The organism is Flavobacterium subsaxonicum WB 4.1-42 = DSM 21790 (genome assembly GCF_000422725.1).
GTDB classification, from domain to species: Bacteria; Bacteroidota; Bacteroidia; order Flavobacteriales; family Flavobacteriaceae; genus Flavobacterium; species Flavobacterium subsaxonicum.
In genome coordinates this window covers 47,621-70,568 of record NZ_AUGP01000004.1, presented here as the reverse complement: position 1 = coordinate 70,568, position 22,948 = coordinate 47,621, and the positions used below count along the sequence as shown (strand labels likewise).

The window sequence follows — 22,948 nt, the reverse complement described above, 5'->3', positions numbered from 1 at the left end:
AAATTGTACCGGTTTATTATCCCATAACATTATAAATCAGGACCCGCTTACATCTACTCTCCTCAAATAAAAATAAAATATCATGAAAAAGCCATGGCTTAAAAAATTGCTTTACGCTGTTATAATAGTAATAGGCCTTTTTATTGGCGTTTTTATATGGGCAGATAACGAACTGAACAAGGTTTTGGGCAAGTCGACCCAAGTAGTTAACGTTGCCCCAAATGTTAGCACCTACATTACAATACATATAAAAAACGTTAATATACTATCTGAAGACTGCACCCTCTTTATTAATAACCAAGATGTAATTATCAGGGACGGAAAGATTATCAGTATAGGTGAAAACCAAGCCGCAGATGACACAGTTACCACTATTGACGGTACTGGTAACTATTTAATTCCGGGCCTTGTAGATTCTCACGTTCATTTAAAAGAAAGCAAAAACGACCTGTATTTATATTTAGCCAACGGTGTAACCTATGTTAGAGAAATGGCCGGAAGGCCGGTAGCGTTAGAATGGAAAAAAGAAATTGAAAAAACGGGCATTGGCCCGCGTATGTTTATAGCATCGCCACCCATATTTAGCGAAAGCGGATTAACCGGCTATTATTACAGCTGGACAAGGCAGGCTATTAACTTTTCGACTAAAGAGGACGCTCAAAAAGCAATACAAAAAATTAAAGAGCAAGGCTATGATGCCGTTAAAATGTATGGTTTTGTTAACCCCGAAATGTTTAAAACTACCGTAGATCTTGCCAAACAAAACAACCTGCCGGTTATTGGGCACATACCGTTAGTTGATTTGGAAACTTTTTATACATCCGGACAGATAGAAATTGCCCACATTGAAGAGTTAACGGTAAAAACAATGGACGATTTTGGAAAGTCCATCTCTAAAAACCCACAGGAATACCTTGACTTTTTAAAGGCACATTCCAGTCAGATAGCGAAAAAGTTAAGAGAGAATAATATTAGTGTAACCTCTACCATTTCTTTGGTTGAGAGTTTCCCTAAACAACGGTTCGGCTTAAAATCTGAACTAAAACAGATTGAATTGCAATATGCTAATCCTAAAATTACTGAAGGCACCCCGCTTTACAAATTAGGCTGGCTACCCGGCAGGAACGGATACGAATATGATGGCGAAGATACCCCGGAAGCACGAAAATTATCGGGAATCTTTTGGCGTGTGTATGTAGAAGCCATTAGTATTATGGCAAAAGCACTGGTAGACAACAACGTTACAATTATGGCAGGAACAGATGCAAATGTATCTACTATGGTTCCCGGATTTTCGTTGCAAAATGAGTTAGGGTCTTTATCAAAATCAGGATTAACAAATGCACAAACACTTTATGCGGCAACTGTTGCGCCCGGCAATTTTATGAAGAGCAACACCGGAATGATAAAGGCAGGATATAATGCTGATTTGGTGCTACTCTCTAAAAATCCATTAGAAAACATCAACAATACCAAAACCATAAAAAATGTGTTTTTTGGCAAACACACAATTAATAAACTACAAATTGCTGCCATTTTAAAAGCTATAGAAAAGGCCAATAACGAAAACCGAAGCATAAAAATTGACGAGTACTTAAAGTAATATCATCTACCAGTAGCTTACAAGTCAATACGCTTGTGGTAAAAACACGCATGATATTTAGTTACCCCTTATGTTGGGTCATTTTTGCTACATTTGTATTTATGATTTTAGTTACCGGCGGAACAGGATTAGTAGGTGCGCATTTGCTGCTTAGGCTGGCAGATAGCGGCAACACCCTGCGTGCGTTATACCGCAACCCCACTACCCTTGCCAAAACAAAGCACGTTTTTGCCCATTACGGTAAACAACACCTGTTTGATGCCATAGACTGTGTACAGGGCGATATTTTAGATGTACCGTCCTTAGAACCCGCCTTTGCAGGTGTTACACATGTATACCACTGCGCAGCGTTTATATCTTTCGACCCGCGTGACGAAGACCTGCTAAGAAAAACCAACATAGAGGGCACTGCCAATATGGTTAACTGCGCATTGGCTTTTGGCGTACAAAAGTTTTGCCATGTTAGCTCTATTGCCGCTTTAGGCGATAGCCCGCAACCCGGCGGAACCATTACCGAGGAAACCGAATGGAACCCCGAAAAAAGCCACGACGATTATGCCATTAGCAAATATGGCGCAGAGATGGAAGTTTGGCGTGCCTGGCAGGAAGGCCTGCAAGTTGTAATAGTAAACCCGGGCATTATTTTTGGCTACGGTTACTGGAACCAGGGCAGCGGCGCCATTTTGCGTGCTGTAGAGCGTGGGCAGTATTTTTATACGCTGGGCTCCTGCGGTTTTGTAACAGTAGAAGATGTTACCAACATTATGGTGCAGCTTATGCAAAGTAATGTATCGGGAGAGCGGTACACCGTAGTGGGCAACAACCTTACGTATAAAGAAGTGCTGGACACTATTGCAGATGATCTTAATAAAAGCCGCCCTACTATACATGCCACAAGAGCATTAACATCCTTCGCATGGCGTGCCGACTGGCTACTGAGCCTTTTTACCCGCAAACGCATGCTTACGCGCAGCATGGCGCAATCAGCGCACGCTAAAGAGCTATATGATACCGGTAAAATTAAAAAGGAACTGGATTACAAGTTTATCGGCCTGAAGCCGTACCTCCATGAACTTTGCGCGCTCTTTGCGAAGCGCGGATAGCATCTATCTTTGCCTGGGCCTGCTTTTTAGCCAAATCTTCCTCTGTAGGTAAAGGCGTATTTGGATTGGCAGGTGTAACAGCAGCAGCGGTAGTTTTAGCCGCATCAGGCTTAGTGGTAGTTGCCTTTTTAGGAGGCTTAACCTCAAGCTTTGCTTTGGCTTTTTTTAGCCTGTCGAAAACCTTTTTTTGCATCTTGTCATACTTTTTAAGGTCAGACGCGTAATACAAATGGTTTTGGGCAAAGCTAAGGCTGTCAGTCTTATACTTATTAAAAATATAGGTTTGCGTTTTTATATTATTATCGTTTAACGATTTTGGCGTAAACGATTTTATGGCCTGCAACAAAGCAATATCGTACAATATGTTTACCATATCGTCTTCGCTTAGCATCTTATCGGGCTTTGGCGCAGCGTTATTGCTGCACGACACCACAATTAGGGCACATAAAAATATAAATACCAGCTTTTTCATTTACTCCCTGTCAAATAATAATCGTTCGCCGCAGCGAATGTCTTTTACCTTAAAGTTATTGTATACCAATTGGCCGTTTACAAACGTATGGCTAATTCTTGATTTAAAGTTAGTACCTTCAAACGGAGACCAGCCACATTTGTATAAAATATTTTCTTTTTTAACATTCCACGGCAAGCCCGGGTTAACAATAACAAGGTCGGCAAAATATCCTTCGCGAATAAATCCGCGTTTTTCTACCTTGAAAATTTTGGCCGGGTTGTGGGCCATTTTCTCAACAATTTTTTCTACCGAAATTTTCTTTTGGTGGTACGCCTCAAACATAGCCACAACAGCATGCTGTACAAGCGGCCCGCCCGAAGGTGACGATGTGTATGGGTTTTTCTTCTCCTCTAAAGTATGAGGAGCATGGTCTGTAGCCACAACATCTATCCTGTCGTCTAAAAGGGCTTTCCAAAGGGCATCCCTGTCGGCAGCTGTTTTAACAGCCGGGTTCCACTTAATAAGCGCGCCTTTTTTATCGTAATCGGCATCGGTAAACCAAAGGTGGTGTATGCACACTTCGGCTGTAATTTTTTTATCTTCTAACGGAATCTTGTTGGTAAACAATTCGGTTTCCCTGGCGGTAGACACGTGGAAAACGTGCAGCCTTGCGCCTGTTTTTTTGGCAAGCTCTATAGCACGCGATGATGATATGTAGCAGGCCTCGGCACTACGAATTTCCGGGTGGAATTTTACCGGGATATCGTCGCCATATTGTTCTATGTACTTAGCAAGGTTAACGCGTATTGTAGCCTCATCTTCGCAGTGTACTGCAATAAGCATTTTTGTATTGCTGAATATTTTTTCTAAAACAGCCTCATCATCCACAAGCATGTTACCTGTAGACGACCCAAGGAATAACTTAATACCCGCCACATTTTTAGGGTTGGTTTTAAGCACCTCTTCAAGGTTATCGTTAGTACCGCCCATCATAAACGAGTAGTTGGCATAGCTGGATTGCGATGCTATCTGGTATTTTTGCTCCAGCAACTCCTGCGTTACCGCATTTGGCACTGTGTTGGGCTGCTCTATAAACGATGTTATACCACCGGCAACGGCAGCACGCGATTCGGTTTCTATAGTACCTTTGTGGGTTAGGCCCGGTTCACGAAAGTGCACCTGGTCGTCTATGGCACCCGGAATAAGAAAACTTCCTTCGGCGTCAATAATTTTAACGTCGCCCGTTTTGGGACTGATCTTATCGGCAATTTCCTTAATAAATTTATCCTCAATAAAAAGATCGCCCTCAAAAATTGTTCCCTCGTTTACAATCCTGGCATTCTTTATTAGTATCCTGTTCATTATAATTTTATAGTCGGTTCAGCATTTTTTTTATACGCAGCCTTATTACGCCGGTTATGGCTTCTTTAATAATAGCATTGCTCATTTTAGATTCGCCTTTGGTGCGATCTGTAAATATTATAGGCACTTCTACAATATTAAACCCGTTCGAAAAAGCCCTGTATTTCATTTCTATCTGAAAAGCATAGCCCACAAACTTTATCCTGTCCAGGTTAACGCTCTCCAGCACTTTGCGCCTGTAGCATATAAAACCCGCAGTGGCATCTTTAATTTGCATGCCGGTAACCATTTTAACATATACCGATGCATAGTACGACAGCAGCACCCTGCTAAGTGGCCAGTTAACCACATTTACACCGTTACTGTAGCGCGACCCAATGGCCATATCGGCACCTTTGTGGCAGGCGGCATATAAATGTTCGAGGTCTTTTGGATTGTGAGAAAAATCAGCATCCATCTCAAAAATATAATCGTACTTACGTTCTATAGCCCATTTAAAACCGTGTACGTAAGCCGTGCCCAGCCCTGCTTTGCCCGCCCTTACTTCTAAAAAAAGCCTGTTAGGATAGTCTTCTTGTAATTCCCGTACCTTTTGAGCTGTGCCGTCGGGAGAGTTATCGTCTACAATAAGCACATCAAATGGTGTGGTAAGCTCAAAAACCGCCCTTATAACAGTTTCTATATTTTCAATCTCGTTGTAAGTAGGGATTATTACAATTCCTTCACTCATGGTGGCGATGCAAATTTTGGTGCAAAAGTAATGTATTTCTAAACGACTAAAACATAATTAAAGTATAATTAAACAAACCAAGTGCAAAAAATACTAATTTTGCAGCTATGGAAGACCTGGTTTTTAACGAGCGAATTGTGGGCAGCAAAGACTGGGCAACCTTCTTGTTTATATTTTGCTTTGCCTTAGTTGCCATAAACAAAAGTGTTTTTGAGGCCCGCTTTGCCGAATTTATTAAACTGGCCTACTCTAACAAATATACTAAAATATATAAAGACAGCTCTAACCTTCTTAGCTGGTTTACTATATCTTTTTTTCTTATCCAGGTTATCTCGTTCTCGTTTTTGCTGCAGTTTGTGCTAAGCTACTTTGGGCTTACCGATAAAACCAGCTGGATAGCCTTTATACAAATATTTACATCCATAGCGTTTTTTATACTTGCCAAGTTTTTAATTGAAAAAATTATAGCCACATCGTTTAGTATAGAAGAGTTTAACGAGCAGTTTAACCTGCAAAAAGTAAACTACCGCACCTACATTGGCCTGCTGTTGCTGCCTATAAATGCTATACTGTTTTATAACGACAGCCTGCACGGTATTGTGCTTAAATGCATTTTGGTTGCCATTGTGGCAACAAGCGCGGTTTCTTACCTTGTTTCATTAAGGAATTATCAAAAATTGATACTGGGTAAATTGTTCTATTTTATTTTGTATCTTTGCGCTCTTGAAATAGCACCCTATTATTTCATGTATTATTGGTTTACAAACGGTTAGTAAAAGACATTTCTTATAATATGAAAGTGAAAACAATTTTGGTTTCGCAGCCGGAGCCTAAAGTAGAAAATTCACCATACTTTGAAATTCAGCATAAGCTGAAAGTAAAAGTAGATTTCAGGCCATTTATCCATGTAGAGGGTGTAAACGCTAAAGATGTAAGGGCCCAGAAAGTGGACCTAAACAACTACAGCGCCATTATCCTTACAAGTAAGAACTCTATAGACCACTTTTTTCGCGTAGCGGAAGAAATGCGTTTTAAAGTGCCTGAAACGATGAAGTATTTTTGCCAGAGCGAAGCGATTGCATTTTACCTGCAAAAGTATGTGGTATACCGCAAAAGAAAAATTTATGTAGGCCAGAAGGATTTTGTAGATCTTTCTCCGCTTATTAAAAAGTATAAAGACGAAAAGTTTTTATTGCCGGCATCAGACCAGCTTAATGATGATATACCTACAACCCTTAACAACCTTAAGGTAGACTGGACGCCCGGTACTTTTTACAGGACCGTAATGAGCGACCTTACCGACCTTAAAGATGTTTATTATGATGTACTGGCGTTTTTTAGCCCTACAGGTATAAAATCGTTATTCAAGAATTTTCCTGACTTTAAGCAGAACGACACCCGTATTGCGGTGTTTGGAAGCACTACCCAGAAGGAAGCCCTTGAACACGGCCTGCGTATTGATATTATGGCTCCTGCACCGGGAACCCCGAGTATGACTATGGCATTAGAAAAATATATAACAGAAGCTAATAAGGGAAAATAATTACTTTTATTTTAATCTGAATAACATCAAAGCTACCTCTTTACGGGGTGGCTTTTTTTTGTTTATACACGATAGTATAATGGAACACGGATGACACGGATGCTGCGCAATCGCAGATTTACACGGATTTTCTATAAATGTCACAATACTATTGGCGGGTTGGAGTGTAGCTGCCCCCTCTCCTTCGGAGGGTTGGAGGTAAGGTCTCTGTTCTTTTGTCTTGAAACAAAAGAACCAAAAATTCAAGGCTCTAACTTCTTTTGCTACAAAATAAAAGCTTCGGCTAAATCATTTGAACCTGCCTACCGGCAGGCAGGCTCGCTGGCGCTCAAACAGCAAATGATTTGTAACGCCTCAACTTTCATTTTGCTAAACGCAACGAAGTTTAAGGCCTTCAGCTTCACTCATACATGCTTATTTACAATCTATACATATTTACTTAAACAAGCACTGAGCGCTTGTTAAGCCAGTAAACAACGGTATAAGAAAGCAGTATGGATAACGGATAAGCCAGCAAAAAATAATTACCTGTTTGTTGTACATTAAAAATTCTGCCGTAAATAGAAGTGTGTGCTACAAATAAAGAAACAGGCTCAGGTATTAGAAGCAGTAAAAGCCCCAAATATATGTTGGCTTTTTTAAACACCCTGCCGGGGAATAACGCAACGATACAAGACAGGCTAAACAACACGAAACTACCGTAAAAGTTATAGGCAAAAAACTCCCAGTCGGCTATTTTGCTAAAAACAAAAAAATAAGCTATACCAAAAAGCTGTAACAGCAGTAGTGCAAATAAGTAAGTGGATATAATTACTTTGTAGGTGCGGCTAATTTTCATTGGTGTATTTTAGGTTGGTGTAGGCACAAAAAAATAGCTGCCCGTCCCCGGGCAGCCCTTTTCCAAAAACATCTATTCTAAAATTCACAATTATGCCAGCGGACCGCCGGCGATAATTTCTTCATTAGAGAACGTTTCAAATTTAGTGAAATTTTTTCTGAATTCGCCCGCTAATTCAGCAGCTTTTTTGTCGTAAGCCGTTTTATCAGCCCACGTATCCCTTGGGTTTAAAACCTCATCGGGCACGTTAGGGCAGCTTTGCGGTACGGCAAGCCCAAAAACATCATCAGTACTGTAAGAAACATTATCAAGTTGCCCGTTTAATGCTGCCGTTATCATGGCACGGGTATATTTTAATTTCATCCTGCTGCCGGTGCCATAAGCGCCACCCGTCCAGCCGGTGTTTATAAGCCATACATTAACGCCGGCCTCCTTCATTTTACTGCTTAGCATCTCGGCATATTTGGCCGGGTGCAACGGCATAAACGGCGCGCCAAAGCAGGCCGAAAAATTAGGCTGCGGCTCTTTAACACCCTCCTCTGTACCGGCAACCTTAGCCGTATAGCCCGATATAAAGTAGTAGGCCGCCTGGCCCGGAGTTAGTTTAGATATTGGAGGCAGGATACCGAAAGAATCGGCACTAAGGAAAAATATATTTTTAGGGTTGTGCCCAATAGAGCCCGGCTGTGTGTTATTAATATGGTATAGCGGATAGCTAACACGGGTGTTGGGAGTAATGGAAACATCCTCAAAATCAACCTCGTTAGTGCCCGGTGTAAACACCACATTTTCTAACAATGCGCCTTTTTTTATGGCCCTAAAAATGTCTGGCTCATGCTCTTCGGTAAGGTTAACCACCTTGGCATAACAGCCACCTTCAAAGTTAAATACGGTATTATCGTGCGCCCAGCCGTGCTCGTCGTCGCCAATAAGCTTACGTGCCGGATCGGCCGACAAGGTAGTTTTACCCGTACCCGAAAGGCCAAAGAAAATAGCCGTATCGCCGTGGTCGCCCACATTGGCACTGCAATGCATGGGCAGGGTATCTTTAAAAACAGGCAGTATAAAATTAAGGGCAGAGAAAATGCCTTTTTTCATCTCGCCGGTGTAGCCCGTACCGCCAATAAGCGCTATTTTTCTTGTAAAATCGAGTATTGCAAAATTATGGCTTCGGGTACCATCCACTTCAGGGTTGGCCTTAAAGCCCGGTGCGCACACCACATGCCAGTCGGCCTTAAAATCTTCCAGTTCCTCTTCAGTCGGCCTCAGGAACATGTTGTAACAAAACAGGTTGCTCCACGCCGTCTCGGTAACTACCCTTACATTAAGCCTAAAATCGGCATCGGCACATACGTAGCTATCCCTAACAAAAACCTCTTTGCCAGACAAGTAGGCAGCCACTTTGTTGTAAAGGGCATCAAACTTCCGGCTGTCAAACGGCAGGTTTACATTGCCCCACCACACTTTATCTTCGGTAATACTGTCTTTTACAATAAAACGATCCTGTGGCGACCTGCCTGTAAATTCTCCGGTGTTAATTGCAAGGGCTCCTGTAGATGTTTCTACACCCTGTGCTTCCCTAAGGGTAATGTCGTGAAGTTCGTCTGGCGACAACTGATACCTTACCGTTGCATCATTGATTCCGATCTCATTTAACGCAATCGTTTTCGTAAAAAGGCCGTAATTCTCCATAGTTTTGGGTTTAAGTTGAATAATTACTATGGCGCAAAGATAGTAATTATTCAATTCGGTATGAAGAATTAGGATATTTTTATCTTTTTTGTTTAATTATGTGTAAAAACAACACCGCCCAGGCAGCAATCAGTAACAATCCTCCAATAGGGGTTATCCAGCCAAAACGGGCAAAATCAAAGGGCAAAAGCGTATTTATGGCTAAAAAATAGATGGATACAGAAAACAGGAATACACCACCAACAGTTAGGTACAAAATGCTTTTTTTAGCTTTGTCTGACACATATGCCGTGGTGCCCACAAACAATAAAAACAGCGCATGGAATATCTGGTAGCGAACCCCGGTCTCAAAAACGGTTACCATTTCGGGTGATACTACCTTTTTTAAGCCGTGTGCGCCAAAGGCCCCTAAAACTATTCCGGTAAGCCCTAAAACTGCGGCTGTTGCTATAACTTTTCTGTCCATTATTTAATTGGTTTTGTTTTTTGTATTGTTATTTATAGTAACGACCTTTTTAGACTATACAAAAATAACAAAAGCATAGCTAATTTTAGAAGCAGTTTCTGTTTTTAAAAATTAATATCTCTGTTATTTAAATTATCATAGAAGTTTAACGGCACTCTGAGTTTAAGGCACTTTTTTTAAAGTTGTCTCAGTGATATAATCAGACGCATGCCTATCTAATACAATACCTTTTTCTTCAAGTTTCTCTTTAATTGCTGATTTAAATTCAAGTTTATCTATTAAGTGCTTATGCCTAATTGAAAATGTCCTAAATAAATCATCCCATGTCATAGCGTAGATTTCGTAATTACCAACCTCCTGAACTAAAAATCTCTTACCTCTATTTTCTTGATTTTGATACAATCCTTTTATATATTCATCGACACTTTTACCAACAATAAAAAATTTCCATTTCCTTAACTGCTTACTGTTGAATTCAGGCTCATCTGCTATAAATCTTAGATAATCTTCAATTTGTCGGAATTGAGTACTGGCAATTACCACATTTGGTCTTTTTAACTCTACTATTATATTTTCTTCTACCATTAATTCTTCACTGCGCGAATCTGGTACGTCGGATTGTTGGCAAATAAAAATGTCTGGTCGCTTTAGCTTGTCCTTTTTATCTAACTTTCTAAGTTCAGGCTTCCTGCCATTGTTATTTTCAATAAAATCTAAATAGTTATTTAAGAGAATTTCGAAATTTTTATCCGCGGACACAAGGTGGTATTGTTCACCGAAAAGCCAATAATTATCTTCTATAAGTTTCTGAATATGCACCCGTTCATTAGTGAAATGTTCTAAATCAAAAATTAATGTTTTTAATGCTGCCACTACATGAAAACGAGTTTCCAAAAATTTAACTAAAGTTACAATGTGTGCTAACTTTGTTTGCTTTAAAACACTCGCTAAGTCAATTCTATCTTCTTCGGATAAATTTACAATTTCACCAACAATATCTAATATATTTTCACGCTGTTCGCTATCAAGCAAAAGATTTAAAAAGCCTACTATCGCTTTGCTTTGGGGAAGTTTCAAATCCTGGAAAATCTTTGGTTGAACTGTGTAAATCTCCTTTACTACATTTTCTAAATCTCTTTTGCGTAGTTGGTCATATTCGTTATCTTTAAATCTTGGAAAAATGCTGTCTTTTTCAAATTTTTCAATAAGGGTTGTTGCTTTGTATGTTTTTAAGAATATACGCTCCTTGTCCCCGATAAATTTCTTTATCTTAGTGGTTAGGTTTTTAAATATAATATCGTGTTGACTAACAGAGTCAAATAATGATAATGACTTTTCACTTTGCTCTTTAAAATTGTCGAAATAAGAAGATTCAATATATACCGAATGAAAAAATTCTGTCCCTTTCCGATTAAATGATGTAGGCTTTTTATATTTAAGCTCTTGAACTGAATCCAAAAAATAGAAGTAGAAGTTATCTCCGAATTTTAGCTTCCACTGAATAAAATTTACTTTAAACGAATAGTCTCCAATTTCAAAAATATCCTCTTCTGAATCGGCTATAACTCTATTATAATTTAGCAATATGTCGTTTATATAGATACTGAAATTATTTGCTGAATTAAGATATAAAAACCATCCAAACTCGCTACATAGGTAACTGTAAAAATCTTCATTTTCTAACAGTTCAGTAGAAAGTTTTGTGAAATTACTAAATGCAACAGTCGTACCTGTAGGAGTGTTTTTGACTATCGCTTTGTCATTGGTTGTGAAATTTTGTGGGTCATCCTTTAATATTTCAATCTCATACTTTAACAAATTACCTGCGATACCTTTATAAACTGTTTCCCACACGGCTTTTGTGCAAAAATTAAAAAATGAGTATCGACCTTTTCCTTTTTTACCTTGTACCTGTGTAATTTCGGAATAAGAGCTTTTCTTTTTTGAATCCATAAATCTGCCAAAAGTTTCTGACAGCTCTTCCATTTCAATGCCGGTACCATTGTCAGATATAGTGAAACGCACTAAAGAATTTAAATCATCGGACTCAAAATTTAAATCTACTCGGGTAGCATCAGCATCAAAACTATTCCATATATATTGAGCGATTGCCCGCCTGTAATCTGAGGGTAAACCGCTTGTAGCGATACTTTCGCCTGTAATCTTTGTTGTATGTCGCATTGTTAAATAATTCAAAGTAGTAAATATACTACTTCCTTATTTATATATTGAAAAATGCTTTCTAAATCCTTAACCTCTTCTTTACTAATACATTCTCAAGGCTGTTAGGGCTAATTATTTTACTATTATTTAATAACTCCTTGTATCGCTTGCTGGATCTCTTCACCTTTTCCATAAAACTTGTACCTAATAATAATTTATAAATTTAGCCACTTTAAAATATTTAACGCAGAATATTTTTTTATAAATATAACATTTTACTACATTCGTGTTATAATTTATAAAAAACTATGAGGAATATTTTGATTATTGGCGCCGGAAGATCGGCCTCGTCATTAATAGAATACCTGTTAAATAAGTCGGTTCCCGAAGACCTTTTCCTAACCATAGGCGATCTTTCGGCAGAGCTGGCCGAACGCAAAACCAACGGCCACCCAAGGGCCCGCGCCATAGCTTTTGATATTTTTAACGAAGCACAGCGCCACCAGGAAATTAGCAACGCCAGCATTGTAATTTCGATGCTGCCGGCACACCTGCACTACGAGGTGGCTAAAGACTGTATTGCCCATAAAAAGCACATGGTTACGGCATCGTACATTAGCCCCGCCATGCAGGACCTGGATGCCCTTGTTAAAGCCAACAACCTTGTGTTTATGAACGAGATTGGCCTGGACCCCGGCATTGACCACATGAGCGCCATGAAAATTATTGATGAAATTACAGACCAGGGCGGTAAGGTAATACTGTTTGAGTCGTTTTGCGGCGGCCTTGTAGCCCCAGAGAGCGACAACAACCTGTGGAACTATAAGTTTACCTGGAACCCGCGCAATGTGGTACTGGCCGGCCAGGGAGGTACCGCCAAGTTTATACAGGAGGGTACGTACAAGTACATACCCTACAACAAACTCTTTAGGCGTACCGAATTTATGCATGTAGAGGGCTACGGCCGTTTTGAAGGCTATGCCAACCGCGACTCGCTTAAATACCGCAGTGTTTACGGTTTGGATGATGCGCTTACCCTATACCGCGGCACGCTGCGCAGGGTGGGCTTTAGCAAGTCGTGGAATATGTTTATTACCTTAGGGATGACCGACGACAGCTATATTATGGAAAACTCTGAGACGATGAGCTACCGCGAGTTTACCAACTCGTTTCTGCCGTACCACCCAACCGACTCGGTGGAGCTTAAGCTGAGGCACATACTAAAAATAGACCAGGACGATATACAGTGGGATAAGCTGCTGGACCTGGACCTGTTTAACCCCAACAAGATAGTGGGGCTGCGCAACGCCACCCCTGCCCAGATACTGGAAAAGATACTATCGGACCGATGGACGCTTAGCCCTGAGGATAAAGACATGATTGTGATGTACCACAAGTTTGGCTACGAGCTTAACGGCCAGAAAAAACAGGTTGATGCCACTATGGTATGCATTGGCAGCGACCAGACGTATACCGCTATGGCAAAAACGGTAGGCCTGCCTGTGGCAATGGCTGCCTTACAGATACTTAACGGAAAAATAACCACGCCGGGCGTGCAGCTGCCTATAAACAGGGAGGTGTATTTGCCTATACTTAAAGAACTTGAAGAATTTGGGGTTGTTTTTCATGAAAAACACGTTCCTTACATGGGGTATAACCCGCAAAATGTAGCGAGCTAAACCTCACTAACTAACTCAAAACCCGAAAACCTTTCTGCCCCGGCAGCAAGGTTTTTTTTGTACCGATTTTTGTCCTCTCCAAAAAGTGTAAAACAAAAAAAACCGAAAGGCAAAAGCCAATCGGTTTCTTAGTATCGTAAAAGCCGAATCTCAAACTCCAAAAGTGAAATATTAAGCACTTTTTGAAGCTATTTTAAATTCTCAAATCTAAATTCTCAAATCTCAAATCTAAATTCTAAATTCTTAGAACGGAAGATCGTCGTGCTCTTCTTCTTTGTAGTTGGTTGCAGGTTCAAAAGCATCGCGTGCAGCCGGGGCTGCCTGCTGGTAACCACCACCCTGAGGTGCCTGGCCATAGCCTTGTTGCGGCGCTTGTTGGTAGCCACCTTGCTGAGCCTGAGGGGCATCGCCTGCTTTTTCTATTCTCCAGCCTTGTATAGAGTTAAAGTATTTAGTCTCTCCCTGTGGGTTAACCCATTCCCTGCCTCTTAAGTTTATGGAAACTTTTACAGGCTCGCCAACGCGGTAGCTGTTAAGCAGGTCGCATTTATCCTGTGTAAATTCTATCATAATGTGCTGTGGGTACTGCTCATCTGTAGTAACTACTAATTCTCTCTTTCTGAAACCGTTAGCACCAAAAGCTTTGGTTTCATCAATCATTTTAATTCTTCCTGAAACTTCCATAATCTTATCTTTATTTATAATTTTCTACCATTAGCGGTAGCGATCGTTACACAATTATCTTAGAAACCCTTATTAGCCAGGAGTACTTTCCAGGCATCGCTTACGCGGTTATTATCCAGGTATTCTTTGGCTTTAAGCAGCTTTTTATCCTGATCATCAGCACTTAACACGCCTTTAACCTCAAAGCTCTCTTTTACAAATATACTAACTTCTTCTTCAGTAGGCAAGGTTTCTACGTTACCAAGTTTGCCTAAATCGTTGCCATCAAAAACAGCACTGCTTTTAACAAAGGCCGGTATGGCATCAACCCCTACGCCCAGTGTGGTTAGCGGTTTTTCTACCTCAAATAACCCCTGCGAAGACCTTGAGTACCAGTTACCTCCAAGCCTGGACACGAGGTCTATCTTGTGCTGGTCTATGGCGCCATGTTCGTCTAATATACTCTCATCTATGTGCATTTTAAGCACTTCGCATAAAATAAGGTTGCCGGCACCGCCTTCGGTACCCAGGGCAATAATATCGTTAACGCGGCATTCAAACTGTACAGGTGCCTCCTTAACCCTGAATGGCGCTACTATATCGCTGGGTATCATGGTAAAACCGGCTTTATCGAACTCGTTTACACCGGCGGCATATTCGGTACTCGATAACGATGTTTGCTCTACCATGCCGTAGCTTACCACGTTTATAACTACCTCACGGTTAAGCTCTGCGTTAAGCAGTGTGTGCTTAACGGTGTTATCTCTAACCCTGCGCGACGGCGAGAATATTAGTATGGGCGGGTTGCTGCTAAACAGGTTAAAAAAACTAAATGGCGACAGGTTGGGTACGCCGTTTTTATCTACCGTGCTGGCAAGTGCAATGGGCCTGGGGCCTACACTGCTTTGCAGGTAGCCGTGCAGTTTTTGGGTGGTAAGTTCTTTAGGGTCTATAGTAAGCATGCTGCTTTAATTTAGACTGCAAAGATACTTTTTTGGCCTATTGCAAACGGGTGTGTTGATAAAATAAAATGGATGCCTTTAGCGTTATTAACTGCTACGCCTTATCTACCGTAAGTTTTAGTATCTTTAAGCCTCAAAATTTTTGTATGCAAATTACTGATAAAAGAAGCCTTACCCGTTGGATAATTATTGGTGCTTCGTTTTTTACTGTACTTTTTATAGTTTGGAATACCTACTACCTTTTCCAGATATTCAGGGCCGAAGAGCACATGAAAATGGAACTGTGGGCGGCATCGTTAAATAGTTTAAACAACGCCGACCCTGAAACTGAAGATGTTACACTGCCCAGCAAAATTTTAGAGAACAACACCTCTATACCCATTATACTTACCGATAAAGACAACAATGTTTTAAAAACAGCCAATATTAGCGATGCTATTGCTAAAGACTCCATACTTGCCAAAGAGTATATAGAAGATTTTAAGAGCCAGAACCAGCCCATAGTTATGAATACCTATGGCGAGGCGCAATACATTTACTACGGCAGCTCTACACTGCTTAATGTTTTAAAATACTATCCCTTTGCCCTTGCCCTTATTATTGTGCTGTTTAGCACCGTAATTTATAATTTTTACCGTGCTACAAAGGCAGGCGCACAAAACAGGCTTTGGGCGGGTATGGCTAAAGAAACCGCCCACCAAATTGGCACACCCCTATCATCTTTACTGGGGTGGATAGAAATTATGCGGGTGGATGATGTAGACCCCACCACTATTGCCGAGGTTGAAAAAGACGTATTGCGATTGCAAACCATAGCCGACCGTTTTAGTAAAATTGGGTCGGAACCATTGTTAGAGGAACGCGACATTGTTGCCGAGACCGAAAAGTCTTTCGAATACCTGCGCTCCAGGGCTTCTAAGCAGGTAGAATTCAGCTTTAAGGCGCCTAACCATGCCATACCCGTTATGCTTAACCCTGAACTTCATAGCTGGACCGTAGAGAACCTTGTAAAAAATGCCATAGATGCCATGAAGGGCAAAGGCAAGCTTGATGTGAGCATTGAAGAAAAAGACCGCTTTGTAAAAATAAAGGTGTCCGACTCCGGCAAAGGCATACCCAAAGCCCAGTTCAGGAAGGTATTCGAGCCTGGCTTTACCACCAAAAGGCGCGGCTGGGGGCTTGGCCTGTCGCTTACAAGGCGTATTGTAGAAGAATACCACAAGGGCAAGATAAAAGTACTGCACTCAGAAATTGGTAAAGGCACCACCATGCAGGCCAGTTTTAAAAGGGTATAAAAAAAGCGGGAAGATAAACTCTTTCCGCTTTTTTTATAATATGCTTATAGTAAACACTATGGAGTACTTGTGTAAACGTAAGTAATGTTTGGTGTAACCGACTTATCTTCTATCTCTAACGTGCCAGAATTAAGCTTTAAGATAGTGTAGGTAATAGTTTCATCATCAATAGTTGTAATTAGCGTTTCGTTTGCAGCGCTGTAAACACCTGTAAGGATATCCGGATCTTCCTGGCAATCGTAATAATCTACATCTCTGGCAGTTCCGTTGGCTAAAAACTCTAAATAATCTTTACCGCATGCAAGGTTACCATCATAAGGTATAGTTTGGCCTGCAATTTTGTACGACACTGCATACCATTTTTTGTTGATGTTCTCTAAATTTACAGCAGGAGCTGCATCGTCATCGCCACAAGAAACCAGGCAGAATAGCGCAAAGCCAAGCCCAAGTAATAATTTTTTCATTGTAATTTGTTTAGGGTTAGTTGGTAACAAAAAAGCGGAAAGTAATTCCCGCCCTGTAATTTATAAATTCGCTGCTATAGCTTTGGCAAGCGATTCAAATTCTTCTTTTTCAAGCTTAACTTTATTTACAAAACGCATTTCGTCCATTTCGTTAAGCGGTATAAGGTGCACGTGTGCGTGTGGCACTTCAAGGCCCACAACGGCCATGCCTACCCTTTTGCAATCTACTGTTTTTTCCAGTGCTTTTGCCACTTTGCGGCTAAACTGCATAAGCCCAAGGTACAGCTCTTCGTCCATATCAAAAAGCTTGTTAATTTCCTGCTTAGGTATGCAAAGCGTATGGCCTTTAGCATTGGGGTTTACATCTAAAAACGCAAGGTAATTGTCGTCTTCGGTAATTTTGTAGGCCGGTATCTCTCCGTTTATAATTTTGGTAAAAATAGTGCTCATAAACTAAGGCTTTAATTAGTCTCTTGTAATTTCAAGCAGTTCGAATTTAAGGATACCGTTAGGCACGTTTATCTCGGCTATCTCGCCTACCGATTTGCCTAAAAGTCCTTTGCCAATTGGCGATGTAACCGATATTTTACCCGTTTTAAGGTCGGCTTCGCTCTCGGCAACAAGTGTGTATTTCATTTCCATGCCGTTGGCCTGGTTTTTTATTTTTACGGTAGAAAGTACCAGCGCTTTAGACGTATCTAATTGCGACTCGTCTATAAGGCGTGCGTTAGACACTACTTCTTCCATCTTAGATATCTTAAGCTCCAAAAGGCCCTGTGCCTCTTTAGCAGCATCATATTCGGCATTCTCAGACAAATCTCCTTTATCCCTGGCCTCGGCAATTGCCGCACTGGCCTTAGGACGTTCTATACTTTTAAGCTGATCCAGCTCGTCTCTTAATTTTTTTAACCCTTCTGCAGTGTAGTAAGATACTGTACTCATAACTTCATCGTTTATATAAATAGAAAAAATCCCATCACGACGGGATTCCTACATGGCAAAGATACCATTTTTTTGTTAAATCAATTTTTAAATGCCTAATAGCACAGACCAAAGTTAATTAAATTAAATTTGTTTCATAATTATTAAAGAAAAATTTACCCAATGAGAAAATATATTTTCTTCCTTTTTTTACTGCCTTTATTTTTTGCCTGCAGCAGCGACGATTTCCGTAATAATAACAAATACCTGCCTAACTACAATTTTTCTAAAGATATAGATATGTCGTTACCACTGTACAGTAATTTACAGTTTACCGGCAACCCTGTGCGCATTACCGATGCCGGCATTGGCATCAATGGCATTATAGTTATGAATACCGGCAGTGGCTACAGTGCCTATGAGGCAAGCTGCCCTAACCAGAATTTAACCAATTGCTCTGTACTGCAAATAGACGGTATTAACGCCATTTGCCCTTGTGACGAAGTTGAGTACAGCCTTTTTACCGGCCAGGCTAATGCCGATGTAGAGTATACCCTTAAACCTTATAAAGTGGAGATAATAAGCAGCACCTATATAAGGGTATCTAATTAACTATGCCTCGACTAAAACTACAAACTGTTATTAATGCGCCCATAGCTGTTGTGTTCGATTTGTCGCGCAGTGTAGACCTGCATAAAATATCTACAACGCATACTAACGAGCGGGCCGTAGCCGGCAAGACCGAAGGCCTGATGGACCTTAACGATAGCGTTACCTGGCAGGCCAGGCACCTGGGCATAACACAAAGGCTAAGCTCTAAAATTACCACGTTTAACCGACCGTATTTTTTTGCCGATGAAATGGTGCAGGGGGCTTTTAAAAACTTTAGGCACGAGCACATTTTTACCGAAGAAAACGGACAGGCGGTTATGACTGACATTTTTGATTACACCAGCCCTTTCGGGATGTTGGGCCGCCTGGCCGATAGCCTCTTCCTGAGCCGCTATATGTATAAATTACTGGCCGAAAGAAACCGCATTGTTAAGGCTTTTGCCGAAGATCCGGATAAGTATAAAAAAATCCTGCTGTAAATTACAGCAGGATAAATCAGGGTATAAAACTCAAAAAAACTAACTATTTAAAACTTAAGTGTGGCACCCAGCAAAAAATTAATGCCTGCCTGTGGGTAATAGCCCGCACCTTCTATGGTTTGCACACTTCCGGGGTTAGAATAATCGTCATCATAAGTATAAAAATACCCGTTAGACTCATATTTATAATCCAGTATGTTATTTACAAGGCCCGATATTAGTACTGATTTTATAAACGTATTGGTAGTAAACTCATAGCTTACATTAATATCGTTTACAAAATAGCTCTCCAGTTTAGAGCCTTCGCTGTCTATGTTGCCCATGTACTGGTCTCCTACCAATTTAGACAGCAAACTTGCCTGCAACCCCTTTACCGGAATTACCGTTATAGCGTTACCCGCCACAAAGTTGGGCGAAAATGCTATATTGGTGTTACCCAGGTTTTGCAGCACGCCATCTCTCTGAAAGTAAAAATCGATGTTTTTGTTGGTGCTTACCGCAATGTTAGGGCGTAGTATTACTTTATCTGTAACAAAAATGGTAGCATCTAATTCGGCGCCAAGCCTGTAGCTGTCGCCACTATTGGTATATATTGGCGAGCCCACATCGTTAAGTGCACCTGTTAGCACCAGCTGGTCTTTATAGCGCATGTAGTAACCGTTTAGGTTAACGGTATTCCTGCCTTGTTTAAACCTCCAGCCCAGCTCGAAATCGTTAAGGGTTTCGGGTTTGGCACTGCCGTTCTCGTAATCGTCGCGGCGAGGCTCGCGGTTGGCACGCGCATAAGAAAAGTAAATATTGTTTTTATCGTTTACCGTAAAGGTTAAACCTGCTTTGGGGTTGTAAAAATCAAAAGTATCGTCTACCGGGTCTACAAGCACACCATCGGCACTGTAGTTAACCCTGCGGTATTGCATATCGCCATAAATGCTAAGGCTGTTGGTTACCTGGTAGTTTATTTTACCAAACACGTTAAAGTCGGTTTTTTTGGCATCATCGTTATAATAACGGTCGCCGGGGCGGGTGTTGCCCGAATATTGCGACCATATTACCTGTCCGTAATGGCCGCCTTCGTACCTGTTCCAGGCACCACCAACGGTTACATTTACAGCATCTTTTTTATAGTTGGTAGAAAATGTAGTGCCATAAAAATCGTTATCCAGCCATTTGCGGGTTACAAGGTCGGCAGCGGTAATTTCTTCTCCGCTAACGGTAACCGGGGCAAGGCCATAATCGGCAAAGTCGGCATCATCCCTGTAATTTTCATAATAGCCCTTACCTATAGTGTAGTGCACGGCAAGGTTGGTGTTCCAGTTTTCCGACAGTTTCTCATTCCAATGCAACTGGTAGTGATCCTGCTGGTAATTATCGGTTTCATTATCGTAAAAACGGGTTATGCCGTTCTCATCTTCATATTGGCCCGATGTATTGTAAGTACGGTCGTTTCTCAGTTTTTCAGGGTCTTCAAGGCCATTCCACGACTGGTATGTTTTTTCTTTTCCGCCAAAAACCAATGCTTTAATCAAGGTGGTGTTACCCACATAAGTACCCTGCAAAAAGTATGACTTAAGGCTGGATGCTGCCCTGTCTATATACCCATCTGACTCGATATTAGACAACCTGCCAGCAATTTCGAAATGGTTGTTCATTAAGCCGGTACTGAATTTTACCGTATGTTTCCTCGAGTTGTAACTACCTACAGAGTTGGCTATTTCTGCACTCGATTTGTTCTGAAAAGCATCGGTAAGTAAGTTTAGGCTTGCGCCGAAAGCCCCTGCACCGTTGGTAGAGGTACCTACCCCACGCTGCAACTGGATGTTTTCTACCGATGAGGCAAAATCGCCCATGTTAACCCAAAATGTACCGTGCGACTCTGAGTCGTTATACGGAATACCATTTAGCGTAACGTTAATACGCGAGGCGTCTGACCCACGCACACGCATAGACGTGTAGCCAATACCGTTACCGGCATCTGTAGTGGTTACTACCGATGGCAGATAGTTAAGCAGCACTGGTATGTCCTGCCCCAGGTTGCGGGGAGCCAGTTCTTCTTTACTAATGTTGCTAAAGGTTACAGGTGTTTTGCTGTTTACACGTACCGCCTGCACCAAAACCTCGTCGAGCTTTGTGGTATCCTGCACTACGGGCTGCTGTGCAAAAGCGGCAACACCAAACAGGGATAGCGATAGCGAAAAAAATAATTTGTGAGACTTTGCAACTTTGCATCTCTGCAACTTTGCAACTTGGTAAGAATTGAATAAAATTTTCATTCGTAAAAATTGATTTACAAATAAAAGGGGCAATTATTCCTTTGATGTTAAATTACTATTTGTTTTTGGCAAAAGTTTACGGCGTGCACTCCGCTTGTTTAGCCTTTAATTCCCTTGGCGGCATTACCCGCCCAGGTTCTTTGGGTATGATCTCAGCCCGATTGTTTAGGGCACCCCTTTGAGACGGGGCAAATGTAGTAAAAAAAGTATTGAGACAACAGTAATAAGTATTGAGAAGATTTTTTGATAGTTAGAAATAGCCTTTTAATTCAACAATTAAATTAATTACCAGCCACTTAACTTAGTAATAATAATTTAAAAACATGTAGTAAATAGCCAGTTAACGTGTAATGATGTTCTTTGCAACGGTCGCGATCCAAACATTACAACAAACCAAAGTCAGTTTTTTACATTCTAATTATTAACAAATTACATTCAATGAAAAATACTATGCTTACTATGCTGGCCGTTTTCAGCATTACACTGTTTTCGTGTTCGGCACCATCTGTAGATGAAGCCGCCGAAACCAACGCTACCACTACCGACACCCTTATTAACGCACTTACCGGGAGGCTTGCCGTTACCAATACCAACCCGTTTTTAGGTTGCAATTGTACCGAGAGTGCTACCAAAATCACGTCATCTCAGGCATCGGGCTGGGCTGCAACTTTTGCCCCGCTTGTAAAGTTTGACCGCGCCGCGCCGGATTATCCAACATCGGTAGAAGATATATGGGCGAGCTCTAACCCTGCAAGCATTGTGTGCAACGGCACCTTACAGCTTACTAACAGCACTGCGCCTCAAAGCCTTAACTTTCCTACGTACTATGATGTGCAGCAGCACCCTACCGATACTGATAAAGTATTTATAGACTACTGGTTTACCTATAAAAAACAGGAGCCTTGCTCTGTTGGGCAGGGTGGCCATGATTACGACTGGGAACACGTTGTAATACAGTTTAAAAAATCGACAATGAGAATTGTTACGGTAACGTACTATCAGCATGGTGGCTGGTACACTAAAGACTGGCGCAATGTAGCTGCCGGTACAAGGCTTGTGGCTTATGTGGGTAAATATGCCCACGGCATGTATAACAACAGTAACACCATTAGCTTTATTGGCTATGCCTGTACGTATTTTGGCGATTACCGCAACCCGGCCGATGCCAGCGACGAAGCCAGCACATGGAACAACCTTGTGCAAATGAGCTGTGATAAATCAGAGTTTAACTTTAATGGCGGATGGGGTACTACAGGTAAAGGCCCATTACACCGCGACCGCCAGTACTGGAATTTTGCAGCCTGTAACGGCAGCGATGCCCTTGGCACTAACGGCTGCAGCGGATCTGACTTTGCGGTTGGAACCATAATTGGCACAATTAACTAAGCGCTTAAACCATCTTTCATACTTTTTTAGAATTGGCTGTCCTGCCGGGGCAGCCAATTTTTTTATGAGGTATTAATTCCCTACGGGAAAATAGGTTCATGCAGATTTTATTGCCTACCGAAATTAAATCGCTACGCGATAAGTTACTGTGGTTTAATGAGGTTTTTAAACCTACAAGGTCTTTAAGACCTTGCAGGTTGCTAAGCCGTGTATACTTCCTGCAAGGTTTCTAAAACCTTGTAGGTCTTTCTGCCATAAACAAT

At 41.2% G+C, this 22,948-nt stretch carries 22 protein-coding genes; 9 read left to right on the top strand and 13 right to left on the bottom strand.

Annotated features, from left to right (window positions below):
* Positions 1-82: 82 nt before the first annotated feature.
* Positions 83-1,603 carry an amidohydrolase family protein gene (locus G509_RS0101905; RefSeq protein ID WP_026989982.1) on the top strand — a complete coding sequence of 507 codons (1,521 nt, stop codon included), beginning with the start codon at positions 83-85 and terminating at the stop codon, positions 1,601-1,603.
* Positions 1,604-1,704: 101 nt separating this feature from the next.
* Entirely contained in the window at positions 1,705-2,706 is a 1,002-nt protein-coding gene (locus G509_RS0101900; RefSeq protein ID WP_035738359.1) for an NAD-dependent epimerase/dehydratase family protein, read from the top strand.
* On the opposite strand, the gene G509_RS21275 is transcribed toward G509_RS0101900, so the two are convergent.
* The 3 genes from G509_RS21275 to G509_RS0101885 are packed head-to-tail and all read right to left on the bottom strand — an operon-like array spanning position 2,648 to position 5,252.
* A complete protein-coding gene (locus tag G509_RS21275) occupies positions 2,648-3,178 on the bottom strand; it encodes a DUF4296 domain-containing protein (protein ID WP_051199890.1) in 531 nt (176 codons plus the stop codon). The genes G509_RS0101900 and G509_RS21275 overlap by 59 nt on opposite strands.
* Positions 3,179-4,522 (bottom strand): dihydroorotase, encoded by a 1,344-nt coding sequence (locus G509_RS0101890; protein WP_026989980.1) that lies wholly within the window; start codon positions 4,520-4,522, stop codon positions 3,179-3,181. It abuts the gene before it with no gap.
* A 7-nt stretch (positions 4,523-4,529) separates the two neighbouring features.
* Positions 4,530-5,252, bottom strand: a complete 723-nt coding sequence (locus G509_RS0101885; RefSeq protein WP_026989979.1) for a polyprenol monophosphomannose synthase — start codon at positions 5,250-5,252, stop codon at positions 4,530-4,532.
* A 107-nt stretch (positions 5,253-5,359) separates the two neighbouring features.
* Between G509_RS0101885 and G509_RS0101880 the strand changes: the two genes are divergently transcribed.
* Positions 5,360-6,025 (top strand): DUF4271 domain-containing protein, encoded by a 666-nt coding sequence (locus G509_RS0101880; protein WP_026989978.1) that lies wholly within the window; start codon positions 5,360-5,362, stop codon positions 6,023-6,025.
* Positions 6,026-6,045: 20 nt separating this feature from the next.
* Positions 6,046-6,795, top strand: a complete 750-nt coding sequence (locus G509_RS0101875) for a uroporphyrinogen-III synthase (protein WP_026989977.1) — start codon at positions 6,046-6,048, stop codon at positions 6,793-6,795.
* Between the two features lie 439 nt (positions 6,796-7,234).
* Here the strand turns inward: G509_RS0101875 and G509_RS0101870 are convergent, their stop codons facing one another.
* The 4 genes from G509_RS0101870 to G509_RS0101855 form a co-directional block, all read right to left on the bottom strand.
* Positions 7,235-7,633, bottom strand: a complete 399-nt coding sequence (locus G509_RS0101870) for a hypothetical protein (RefSeq protein WP_026989976.1) — start codon at positions 7,631-7,633, stop codon at positions 7,235-7,237.
* 90 nt (positions 7,634-7,723) lie between these two features.
* Complete coding sequence (gene pckA, locus G509_RS0101865; RefSeq protein WP_026989975.1) at positions 7,724-9,325, bottom strand: phosphoenolpyruvate carboxykinase (ATP); 1,602 nt, start codon at positions 9,323-9,325, stop codon at positions 7,724-7,726.
* Positions 9,326-9,404: 79 nt separating this feature from the next.
* Positions 9,405-9,791 carry a DUF423 domain-containing protein gene (locus G509_RS0101860; protein ID WP_026989974.1) on the bottom strand — a complete coding sequence of 129 codons (387 nt, stop codon included), beginning with the start codon at positions 9,789-9,791 and terminating at the stop codon, positions 9,405-9,407.
* A 162-nt stretch (positions 9,792-9,953) separates the two neighbouring features.
* Positions 9,954-11,972, bottom strand: coding sequence for an ATP-binding protein (locus G509_RS0101855; RefSeq protein WP_026989973.1), 2,019 nt, complete (start codon positions 11,970-11,972; stop codon positions 9,954-9,956).
* A gap of 290 nt (positions 11,973-12,262) precedes the next feature.
* Between G509_RS0101855 and G509_RS0101850 the strand changes: the two genes are divergently transcribed.
* Positions 12,263-13,633 (top strand): saccharopine dehydrogenase family protein, encoded by a 1,371-nt coding sequence (locus tag G509_RS0101850; RefSeq protein ID WP_026989972.1) that lies wholly within the window; start codon positions 12,263-12,265, stop codon positions 13,631-13,633.
* A gap of 243 nt (positions 13,634-13,876) precedes the next feature.
* Here the strand turns inward: G509_RS0101850 and G509_RS0101840 are convergent, their stop codons facing one another.
* Together G509_RS0101840 and G509_RS0101835 are read right to left on the bottom strand one after the other, a co-directional pair.
* Positions 13,877-14,317, bottom strand: a complete 441-nt coding sequence (locus tag G509_RS0101840; protein WP_026989971.1) for a DUF3127 domain-containing protein — start codon at positions 14,315-14,317, stop codon at positions 13,877-13,879.
* 59 nt (positions 14,318-14,376) lie between these two features.
* Positions 14,377-15,258, bottom strand: coding sequence for a flavin reductase family protein (locus tag G509_RS0101835; protein WP_026989970.1), 882 nt, complete (start codon positions 15,256-15,258; stop codon positions 14,377-14,379).
* Positions 15,259-15,404: 146 nt separating this feature from the next.
* On the opposite strand from G509_RS0101835, the gene G509_RS0101830 reads away from it, so the two are divergent.
* The gene (locus tag G509_RS0101830; RefSeq protein ID WP_026989969.1) at positions 15,405-16,553 is read left to right on the top strand and encodes a sensor histidine kinase; all 1,149 of its coding nucleotides are present in this window, start codon (positions 15,405-15,407) and stop codon (positions 16,551-16,553) included.
* Between the two features lie 56 nt (positions 16,554-16,609).
* Here the strand turns inward: G509_RS0101830 and G509_RS0101825 are convergent, their stop codons facing one another.
* Genes G509_RS0101825 through greA form a run of 3 tightly spaced genes read right to left on the bottom strand, consistent with a single transcriptional unit; the run spans position 16,610 to position 17,959 of the window.
* Positions 16,610-17,017: a lipocalin family protein gene (locus G509_RS0101825; protein WP_026989968.1), complete on the bottom strand. Its 408-nt coding sequence runs from the start codon at positions 17,015-17,017 to the stop codon at positions 16,610-16,612.
* Between the two features lie 60 nt (positions 17,018-17,077).
* On the bottom strand, positions 17,078-17,467 hold the full coding sequence (locus tag G509_RS0101820; RefSeq protein WP_026989967.1) for an HIT family protein: 390 nt from the start codon (positions 17,465-17,467) through the stop codon (positions 17,078-17,080).
* Positions 17,468-17,482: 15 nt separating this feature from the next.
* Positions 17,483-17,959: a transcription elongation factor GreA gene (gene greA / locus G509_RS0101815; protein ID WP_026989966.1), complete on the bottom strand. Its 477-nt coding sequence runs from the start codon at positions 17,957-17,959 to the stop codon at positions 17,483-17,485.
* 162 nt (positions 17,960-18,121) lie between these two features.
* Between greA and G509_RS0101810 the strand changes: the two genes are divergently transcribed.
* Together G509_RS0101810 and G509_RS0101805 are read left to right on the top strand one after the other, a co-directional pair.
* Positions 18,122-18,550: a Rieske (2Fe-2S) protein gene (locus G509_RS0101810; RefSeq protein WP_026989965.1), complete on the top strand. Its 429-nt coding sequence runs from the start codon at positions 18,122-18,124 to the stop codon at positions 18,548-18,550.
* Positions 18,551-18,552: 2 nt separating this feature from the next.
* The gene (locus tag G509_RS0101805; protein ID WP_026989964.1) at positions 18,553-19,029 is read left to right on the top strand and encodes an SRPBCC family protein; all 477 of its coding nucleotides are present in this window, start codon (positions 18,553-18,555) and stop codon (positions 19,027-19,029) included.
* Between the two features lie 47 nt (positions 19,030-19,076).
* On the opposite strand, the gene G509_RS0101800 is transcribed toward G509_RS0101805, so the two are convergent.
* Positions 19,077-21,299, bottom strand: coding sequence for a TonB-dependent receptor (locus G509_RS0101800; protein ID WP_026989963.1), 2,223 nt, complete (start codon positions 21,297-21,299; stop codon positions 19,077-19,079).
* A 438-nt stretch (positions 21,300-21,737) separates the two neighbouring features.
* On the opposite strand from G509_RS0101800, the gene G509_RS0101795 reads away from it, so the two are divergent.
* Positions 21,738-22,685, top strand: coding sequence for an NPP1 family protein (locus G509_RS0101795; protein WP_026989962.1), 948 nt, complete (start codon positions 21,738-21,740; stop codon positions 22,683-22,685).
* Positions 22,686-22,948 lie beyond the last annotated feature (263 nt).